This is a genomic window from Streptomyces sp. SID13726, assembly GCF_010548375.1.
Lineage (GTDB): Bacteria > Actinomycetota > Actinomycetes > Streptomycetales > Streptomycetaceae > Streptomyces.
Genome location: NZ_JAAGLY010000206.1, coordinates 1 through 564, shown reverse-complemented (window position 1 = coordinate 564; position 564 = coordinate 1). Strand labels below are relative to the sequence as shown.

The following is a 564-nucleotide window of genomic DNA, read 5'->3' as shown; positions in this document are numbered from 1 at the left end:
CACCCCGGCCACCGCCACCACCACCGCCACCCTCACCGTCAACTGGTTCTGACCGGAAGCAGGGGGCGGCGACGCCCGTCAGTACACGTCGCGGGCGTACCGCTTCTCGGCGGAGAGCTGCTTCAGGTACGCGGCGGCCTCGTCCTCGGTCAGGCCGCCGTGGGCCACGGCGATGTCACGCAGCGCCCGGTCCACGTCCTTGGCCATCCGGCTCGCGTCCCCGCACACGTAGAAGTGGGCGCCCTCCTGGAGCCAGGCCCACAACTGGGCGCCTTGTTCGCGCATCCGGTCCTGGACGTAGACCTTGGCCCGCTGGTCGCGGGAGAAGGCCAGGTCCAGCCGGCTGAGCGTGCCGTGCCGGTGCAGTTCCTCCAGCTCCTCGCGGTAGTAGAAGTCGGTGGCCCGGCGCTGCTCGCCGAAGAACAGCCAGTTCCCGCCGTGGTGGCCGAGGGCGCGGCGGTGTTCCAGGAAGGCCATGAACGGGGCGATCCCGGTCCCCGGACCGACCATCACGGCCGGTGTCTCGGGACGTGCGGGCGGACGGAAGTGCGGGGAGCGCTGGAC

General features: G+C 71.6%; 1 pseudogene. It reads right to left on the bottom strand.

Annotated elements, in window-relative coordinates:
* Window positions 1-78 precede the first annotated feature (78 nt).
* Window positions 79-564 (bottom strand): annotated as a pseudogene (locus tag G3I78_RS47195) (reductase); the annotation flags it as partial.